The organism is Cyanobium sp. BA20m-p-22, from assembly GCF_024346275.1.
Lineage (GTDB): Bacteria > Cyanobacteriota > Cyanobacteriia > PCC-6307 > Cyanobiaceae > Cyanobium_A.
On record NZ_JAGQCQ010000188.1, the window covers coordinates 1 to 7298 of the forward strand.

Genomic DNA, 7298 nt, shown 5'->3' on the forward strand with positions numbered 1-7298 from the left:
GGAGGAAGCGGCACCAACAACCTGGATAATCAGACAAACAGTTAGGGCTCAAAAAAAACTTTTAGCATTAAGCATTTTAATTACCCTGCTCCTGGGCTTTGCCGAAGCCTCTGTTTTGGTAGTTATTTTCAGCCTCGGCAGGCTGATCTCAGGCGCCCAGCCCAGCCTTCTGCTGCCGGCCGCAGGGCTGGGACGGGAGACGGCATTTATAACGCTTTTATTGATGTTGCTGGGCCTACAGGTGATATCGAGCTTTTGCCGCTACATGAGCAGCACAATTTCAGGCTGGATCTCAGCCAGCTGCCAAGCCCGAATAATACCTATTATTCATCAATACATACTCAGCCTGAGTTTTGCCTGCGCAAGTGGCTTTCAGACAGGCAATCTGGCCCATCTAGCCGGCCTGGCTCCAATGGCTATAAATATCGAAATCGAGGAGAAAAGCTCCCTGATCAGCAACGGGCTCCTAACACTAATTTATCTTATAATCCTAACCCTAATCTCGCCATGGCTGATACTCCTGGTCGGCCTGCTCGGTTTTTCGATGGCCGCCACCCAGGCATGGCTACGCCCAAAGATCAGCTCAGCTTCAAAGGAAGCGGAACGGCGACGTCAGGACACCGCCTCTGCAATTACGGCAGATATCCAGATCCTGCGCCTTTTGCACAGCAATGCGGCGATTCGCCATGCGGAGCTAGCCATCGAGGCAAGCATGGCTGGCCTCGAGCGCAGCCTCAAGCGACTCAGCCACATCCGCAGCCTCTTTGAACCGATTGCTGAAGTTTTGCCGATGCTGGCTGCCGTGCTGCTCGGCCTGCTCAGCTGGCAGCTCACCGGTGGACGATCAGAGCTGATGATCCCGAGCTTGGCAACCTTCGTGCTTGCGCTGCAACGGCTCAACGTAAGGCTGATAAAACTTGGGCAGAGCAGCACTAAATTAATCGAGAATGGTGCAACCCTCGCTGCTCTCGATGAACTGCTGGACCCCCGCAATAAGGTTTTTCGCCGATCAGGCGGCGGTATTTTCCCAGGCCTCAATAAACAAATTGAATTCAGAAATGTAAGCCTACGTTATTCCGGGCAGGAGCAGCCAGCCCTGGCCAATGTGAGCTTTAGTGTGGGGAAATATGCCTCGGTAGCGCTGGTAGGAGCATCGGGCGCTGGCAAGTCCAGCATCATTGATTTGCTGGTGGGTCTGATGGCTCCAACCAGTGGAGCGATCCTGGTTGATGGAGTTAATCTACAGACTCTGAATATCGAAAGCTGGCAGCGCCAGCTCGGTGTGGTGAGTCAAGACGTGCTGCTTATTCATGACACGGTTGCGGCCAACATCGCCTTTGGCATCGGAGCCCATGCCAACGATGCAGCCATCCACAGAGCAGCAGAAGCTGCCTGTGCCGCTGAATTCATCAGCCAATTGCCATCTGGCTACGCCACCGTGATCGGTGAACACGGCCACCGCCTCAGCGGTGGTCAGCGTCAGCGCCTTTCCCTGGCCCGGGCAATACTGCGCCAACCCGAAATCCTGATCCTCGACGAGGCAACCAGTGCCCTAGACAGCCATCTTGAAGCCCGGGTACATCAGGCGATTCAGGCCTTCGGTAGCGGGCGCACGGTTCTGGCGGTAGCCCATCGACTCAGCTCGATTCGCGATGCCGAGTTAATTCTGGTGATCGATTCGGGCCGGGTGGTGGAGCGGGGCAACCACCATGACCTGCTATCAGCAGGCGGGGCCTATGCCGCCCTCTGGAATCGCCAGCACGGCAAGGCCACCACCCCAACCTGAACACAACCTGATCCACCAGCTCGACCAACCGGCCGCCATGACCGCCCAGCAGGATCCACCAGCAACCGCCCCAGCCATCAGCCTGGTGATGCCCACCATCACCTGGGGCCAACCCTTTGCCTGTTGCCTGCAGGCAGCCCTCTCCGGCCTGGGGCCAAGCGATGAACTGCTGGTGGTGTTTGATGGCCCCCCCTCTGCGCTGCCCCCCTGGCTCGAGGCCAGCGCTGCCACGGTGCTCCACACCGGCCAGCGCAGCGGTCCGGCCGCCGCCCGCAACCTCGCCGCCACGGAGGCCCGGAGCGAAGTTCTGCTGTTTGTGGATGCGGATGTGGAGCTCCATCCAGACGCCGTGGAACGGGTGCGGCAGCACTTCGGCGCAGATCCAAGCCTGCAAGCCCTTTTCGGCAGTTACGACGACCGACCGGCGGCGGCCGGCGTGGTGAGCCGCTTCCGCAACCTCCTCCACCACCACACCCACACCAGCCAGCCAGGGCCTGCCTGCACCTTCTGGGCCGGCTGCGGGGCCGTGCGCCGCGAGCGCTTCCTGGCCCTGGGGGGCTTTGATGACCAGGCCTACCGCCAGCCCTGCATCGAAGACATCGAGTTTGGCCTGCGCCTGCACGATGACGGCGGCAAGATCCTGCTCGATCCCACCATCCAGGGCACCCATCACAAGCGCTGGACCCTCAGCCTGATGGTGCGCACGGATATTCAGCAACGGGCCATCCCCTGGAGCCTGCTGTTGCTGAGCAGGCGGAATATTCCCCCAATCCTGAATCTCTCCATCTCGGCAAGGATCAGTGCGGGCCTGAGTCTGGTGACAATATTTTCACTCTTCGGGATTTTGATTCCCAATCTATGGCACTTTTCATTGGTCATCGCAGGGTCTGCAATCACAGGATTACTCCTGCTTAATCGAGCACTAATTGGACTCCTTCTGGATCGTGGAGGTGCACCAATGGCATTTGCCGGGACAGGGCTTTTGACTCTCTACCTAGCATACTCGAGCCTCACTTTTGCTGGAGTATACTTATTTACTGCAGGCAAATGGGTCGGCAAGCTACGTATTTAATCTGCACACATGGCTATCCTAATCAAATATTTACCAAAGGCTTTAGTGTGCTCGCTAGCCGTAGCATCCGTGTATTCGATTTTGCGTGGAAGCTCCAATCTATTCTTAACACCAGATCACCTCAATTCTCTTAATGATCTACGGGAGCGATATGACGAATGGAGGCTGTTCCAGCAGGGCATATATCCGGCAACAGACCTTGCCGATCTCCAGGCGAAGAGCCTTTCCTATTTCAGGACAACAGTTTATCTCCCATGGTCACTCCCAATGTTTGCCTTGCTATTTGTCCCTGGTGGATTTTGGCAGGGGAAACTTCTGATCTGGGCAGGCAGCATGGTCAGCCTCTTCTTGATATCAATCATCTGCCGAAAATGTCTGCTCCCCTGGGGCAGGGAAGCTGGCTTAATAGGTGCCTTAGCACCGCTGGCCATTGCCAACAACAACCTCTGCCTTAGCGTCAGTCAATTTACGATTATCTGTATGGGGCTTGTAAGCCTTCAATGGGTAAACATTAAAGAAAACCGCCCTGTCATCGCCGGCCTCTACTGGGCCATGGCTATGGTTAAGCCACAGATTGCTATTTTTTTTGCCATACCGCTAATGAAGCGCAATCGGCTGTCAGGGCTAGCCATTGGCTCTGGGGCGCTTCTTACACTATCAATATTAGCCCTTGCCATAACGGCTACCTCACCTATGGCAATGCTGAGCAGCTGGCTTGGCACGCTCTCAAAATTCGTCGACACCGGCACAAACAACACCCTGGCGCTTCTAATATCTATAACTCCCAGAATACCTGCTCATTTTCTCTGGACAATAATCGTGACAACGTCGATCGCAGCCCTGGCATTGGCAAACCGACTGATCGTTCAAGCAGAGCGATCAGCAGATTGCAATCCATGGGACTTAGCCGGCCTCTGCGCCATTGTGGGATACATCTCTGTATATCACCGAGTGTACGACCATATCGTGCTATTTCCAGCATTATTAGCCTGCCTTAAAGAAGCATATAAGAACACAAATTATTTAAGCATTGTATTATGCATCTTGATGGCTACAACTGTTTGGCTGCCACAGCGTTTCTGGAACCTCATCCCCAATTCAGACAATCTAGCAACGCTCATCTTGGCAGCAATAGGTGTTGCTTTATTGTGTCGAATCAGCTCATCAAAAAGCTTGCCAAATCATCAAGGCTAAATTGATGACACAGCCGCGCCGTGACCAATTGAAGCGATTGCTGAATTTGCTAGCAACTCCAGGCTGCAAGAGCCACTCGAAGCACCCTCCGCCTCAGCCCTCTTGGCGCCACACCTGATCTGCCGGGGTCCAGTCGCTCAGTTCGGCGGAGGTGAACCAGAGGCCGATCTCGAACTCGGCGGTTTCAGGGGCATCGGAGCCGTGGATCACATTGCGACCGATGTTCACGGCCAGGTCGCCGCGGATCGTGCCGGGCTCGGCCTCGAGGGGCTTGGTGGCGCCGATCAGCTTGCGGGCGCTGGCGATGACCCCGTCGCCCTCCCACACCATCGCCACCACCGGGCCGGAGGTGATGAAGTCCACTAGGCCGGCGAAGAAGGGGCGCTCACGGTGCACGCCGTAGTGGCTCTCGGCCAGCTCGCGGCTGGGGGTGAGCTGCTTGAGGCCCACCAGCTTGAAGCCCTTGCGCTCGAAGCGGCCGAGGATTTCGCCGACCAGCCCCCGCTGTACCCCGTCGGGCTTGATGGCGATGAAGGAGCGTTCGGCGGCCATGAAGGTCAAAACAACTAGCTAGCCCATCGTGAGCGCCCGCCCCGCCGCTTGGCAAGCACGCCAAAAGGCACTGGCCACTAAGGGCCGGCGTGCTGTGGGCCATTCAGGGACCGCCATGCTCCGCCCAGAACTCCGCGGGGGTGCGAATGGGGTAGCGATCCCGCAAAGCAAGCAGGGCTTTGTCGCCCGTCACAAGGGCCTGGGCCGAGCCGAGCCGCAGAGCCGCCACCAGGGTGCCGAGCACCGGCAAGTCGTTGCGATCCGTCAGGTCGCTCTCCGCCACAACCTCCGGCTCCACCAGGTCGGCCAAAATCGCCAGGGAGTCGATCAAATCATCGATGGCAGGAAGCGTCAGTCCATGACGGTGGACCAACCTGGGCAGAGTGCGGCGCAGCTCAGCAAGGATGAAATCCGACAGAACCAGATCCAGCGCCCCGAAGCGCCAGGCAGCGATAAGCCGGCCAGGGACACTGGCCGGGTAAGCGAGGCCGGAGAGCAGCACGTTGGTGTCGAGCACCACGCCCAGACTGGCCATTGTCAGCGCCCGGCTCGGCTGGCAGCCACGGCAACATCAATCTCCGCCAGACCCTCCGCTTCCGGCACTTCGGCATAGCCCGCCTCGATGCGCTCACACAGGCCGTCAAAACGGGCCTGCAGGCGACGGATCCGCTCAAAAAGACGGGCATCCACCAGGGCCGCTACGGGTTTGCCATCGCGCTTGATCACGATGCTGTCGTGGCGGTACTGCACCTGATTGAGCATGTCGCCCAGGTTCTGGCGGAAACTCACGGCACTGGCTTCGCTGATCATTACAACACGTGAGAGCAATCCGGTCAGTATGGTCAGCATGATCGGCCCTGGCAAGCGGCGAAGCCGTTCATGGCGCCGTTGCAGCGGCAACGTACGGGCTGGCGCAGACCACCGACTGGATTTGTAACGGCATGGTCAGAGCACTCGCCACCACGACACTGCCAGCACACCGCCAGCCGCGGCGAGCCCGTCGCCTTGAGTTCGATCGGCAGCAGCTTGTTCCCTGCCTCAATAACAAAATCCACCTCCTCGCCGATTGTCGTGCGCCAGTACCCCAGCTCCGCCCGAGCGATGCGCGCGTCGCGCCACACCAGCAGGTCTTGCAGCACCAGGTTTTCGAGATGGGAACCTTGCGGTTGCGATCCGGCCAGATGCAGAGCGATGCCGGTGTCGCCCCAGTAGAGCTTTGGGGCTTTGATCAGCCGCTTGGTGCGATTCACGGCATAGGCCAGCGGTGCACCGTGGGTTGCGGCAGCGCCAAGTCGCGCCCCAGCTCGGTCTGGTTGAGGAGCTGCCCTAGGCGCAGGCAGGCCGCCTGCATCAGCCGGCGGAAATCCGGCAGTGAGCTGATCGTGGCGAGGTCCTGCAGGTCGCGCTCGAGATAAGTGCGCACGTAGCCAGCGAGCCGGACTGGCCAGCTCGATTGCCGGTGTGGGAAAGCCGCCCCGATACGCCAGCGCACGCCAATCCTCCTCGTACTCGTCCCCGGCGGCCAGCAGGTCGCGCCATCCTTCATCGGCCAGAGGGTGAGATAACTGGCGCGGCCGGCGAGCGATTCGGAAACTTGCCGCATCAGGAGCAGATTCGCCGAACCGGTTAGCAGGAAGCGACCAGCGCTGCGGTTCCGATCGATGGCCCGCTTCACGGCGCTGAGCAGACCTGGCTCGCGCTGCACCTCGTCGAGTGTTGTGGGCCCATGGCCGCCCAGCAGCGCCTCTGGATCGCGCCTGGCGGCATCGAGCACGTCGAAGTCGTCCAGCGTGACGACTTCGACGGCATCACCGCGAACCTATCGGCGAGGGCGCCGCTGACCAGACGGGGAAGAGAATTCATGTGGTGAATGAAATTCATTCACCACATGAATGGTAGGTGGGCAACCGAGGGCCGCAGTTGCCGCCGACATTTAGCAAAAGCAGAATTTGACTCGCCCCCGGCACATTGAGGCTCAAGGATAACGCTAGGTCCTGGACAACTGGCAAAGGAAAGGAAAAGCCCTTAATTATATCCCCAGCCAAGTAGCGCTTATAATCAGCTGCCGCCATACAACCCCGACTAAGCAACTCACAATCGGGAGCAAAGCAGATAACCGGATCCGCTCGACCCATAACTCATCTGACCATCAAGCAGCACACTGGCTTCTTGCACTCGCCTTTGAAGCGCACTCCTGCGTTTATCTACCCCAATCCATACACCTCCAGTGGCACATGCCATCCCTTGACGTTATGGCTACCTAAAGGCACCGCCACCAGCTCCGGAGGCAGCAACTGGCGGAGCTCAGCGCTGATCAGAATGCTGTGGTCCGGAAACTGGCGCGTAAGGCCCTCAAGCCGGCTGGCGATATTTACCGCAGAGCCAATCACGGTGTACTCCATGCGCTGAGAAGAGCCCAGATTGCCAGCTACCACCTCACCCACATGAATGCCAATGCCATGACGAAGGGGCGGCTGGCCCGCAAGCTCCAGCTCCTGGTTAAGCCGCTCCAAACTGAGCTGCATCGCCTGGGCAGCCCGCACCGCCGCTAGAGCCTCCGCCGCCTCGCCTCGGCTGCGGGGCAAGCCAAACTCCGCCATCAACGAATCGCCAATGAACTTGTCGAGCAACCCCTGCTCAGCGATCACCGCCTGGGCTAAGCCCTCGAAATAACGGTTGAGCAAGGAAAGCAAA

9 protein-coding genes are annotated in these 7298 nt (G+C 58.6%); 3 read left to right on the top strand and 6 right to left on the bottom strand.

Features of this window, described 5'->3' with window-relative positions; translation table 11 throughout:
• Positions 1 to 544: 544 nt before the first annotated feature.
• Genes KBZ15_RS14875 through KBZ15_RS14885 form a run of 3 tightly spaced genes read left to right on the top strand, consistent with a single transcriptional unit; the run spans position 545 to position 4052 of the window.
• Positions 545 to 1786: an ABC transporter ATP-binding protein gene (locus KBZ15_RS14875; RefSeq protein WP_255015980.1), complete on the top strand. Its 1242-nt coding sequence runs from the start codon at positions 545 to 547 to the stop codon at positions 1784 to 1786.
• Positions 1737 to 2858 carry a glycosyltransferase family 2 protein gene (locus KBZ15_RS14880; RefSeq protein WP_255015981.1) on the top strand — a complete coding sequence of 374 codons (1122 nt, stop codon included), beginning with the start codon at positions 1737 to 1739 and terminating at the stop codon, positions 2856 to 2858. Before KBZ15_RS14875 ends, KBZ15_RS14880 begins: the two co-directional genes overlap by 50 nt.
• Positions 2859 to 2867: 9 nt before the next feature.
• Complete coding sequence (locus tag KBZ15_RS14885; RefSeq protein ID WP_255015982.1) at positions 2868 to 4052, top strand: glycosyltransferase family 87 protein; 1185 nt, start codon at positions 2868 to 2870, stop codon at positions 4050 to 4052.
• A 93-nt stretch (positions 4053 to 4145) separates the two neighbouring features.
• Here the strand turns inward: KBZ15_RS14885 and ndk are convergent, their stop codons facing one another.
• The 6 genes from ndk to KBZ15_RS14915 form a co-directional block, all read right to left on the bottom strand.
• Positions 4146 to 4604, bottom strand: coding sequence for a nucleoside-diphosphate kinase (gene ndk, locus KBZ15_RS14890; RefSeq protein ID WP_255015983.1), 459 nt, complete (start codon positions 4602 to 4604; stop codon positions 4146 to 4148).
• A 103-nt stretch (positions 4605 to 4707) separates the two neighbouring features.
• Positions 4708 to 5139, bottom strand: coding sequence for a putative toxin-antitoxin system toxin component, PIN family (locus KBZ15_RS14895; RefSeq protein WP_255015984.1), 432 nt, complete (start codon positions 5137 to 5139; stop codon positions 4708 to 4710).
• Positions 5140 to 5141: 2 nt separating this feature from the next.
• On the bottom strand, positions 5142 to 5453 hold the full coding sequence (locus KBZ15_RS14900; protein ID WP_255015985.1) for a type II toxin-antitoxin system Phd/YefM family antitoxin: 312 nt from the start codon (positions 5451 to 5453) through the stop codon (positions 5142 to 5144).
• On the bottom strand, positions 5447 to 5854 hold the full coding sequence (locus KBZ15_RS14905; RefSeq protein ID WP_255015986.1) for a DUF4143 domain-containing protein: 408 nt from the start codon (positions 5852 to 5854) through the stop codon (positions 5447 to 5449). The genes KBZ15_RS14900 and KBZ15_RS14905 overlap by 7 nt, the downstream gene beginning before the upstream one ends.
• Positions 5851 to 6393: an ATP-binding protein gene (locus tag KBZ15_RS14910; RefSeq protein WP_396123502.1), complete on the bottom strand. Its 543-nt coding sequence runs from the start codon at positions 6391 to 6393 to the stop codon at positions 5851 to 5853. The genes KBZ15_RS14905 and KBZ15_RS14910 overlap by 4 nt, the downstream gene beginning before the upstream one ends.
• Positions 6394 to 6808: 415 nt before the next feature.
• Positions 6809 to 7298, bottom strand: a 490-nt coding sequence (locus KBZ15_RS14915; RefSeq protein ID WP_255015988.1) for an adenylate/guanylate cyclase domain-containing protein, incomplete at its 5' end; no start/stop codon positions are given.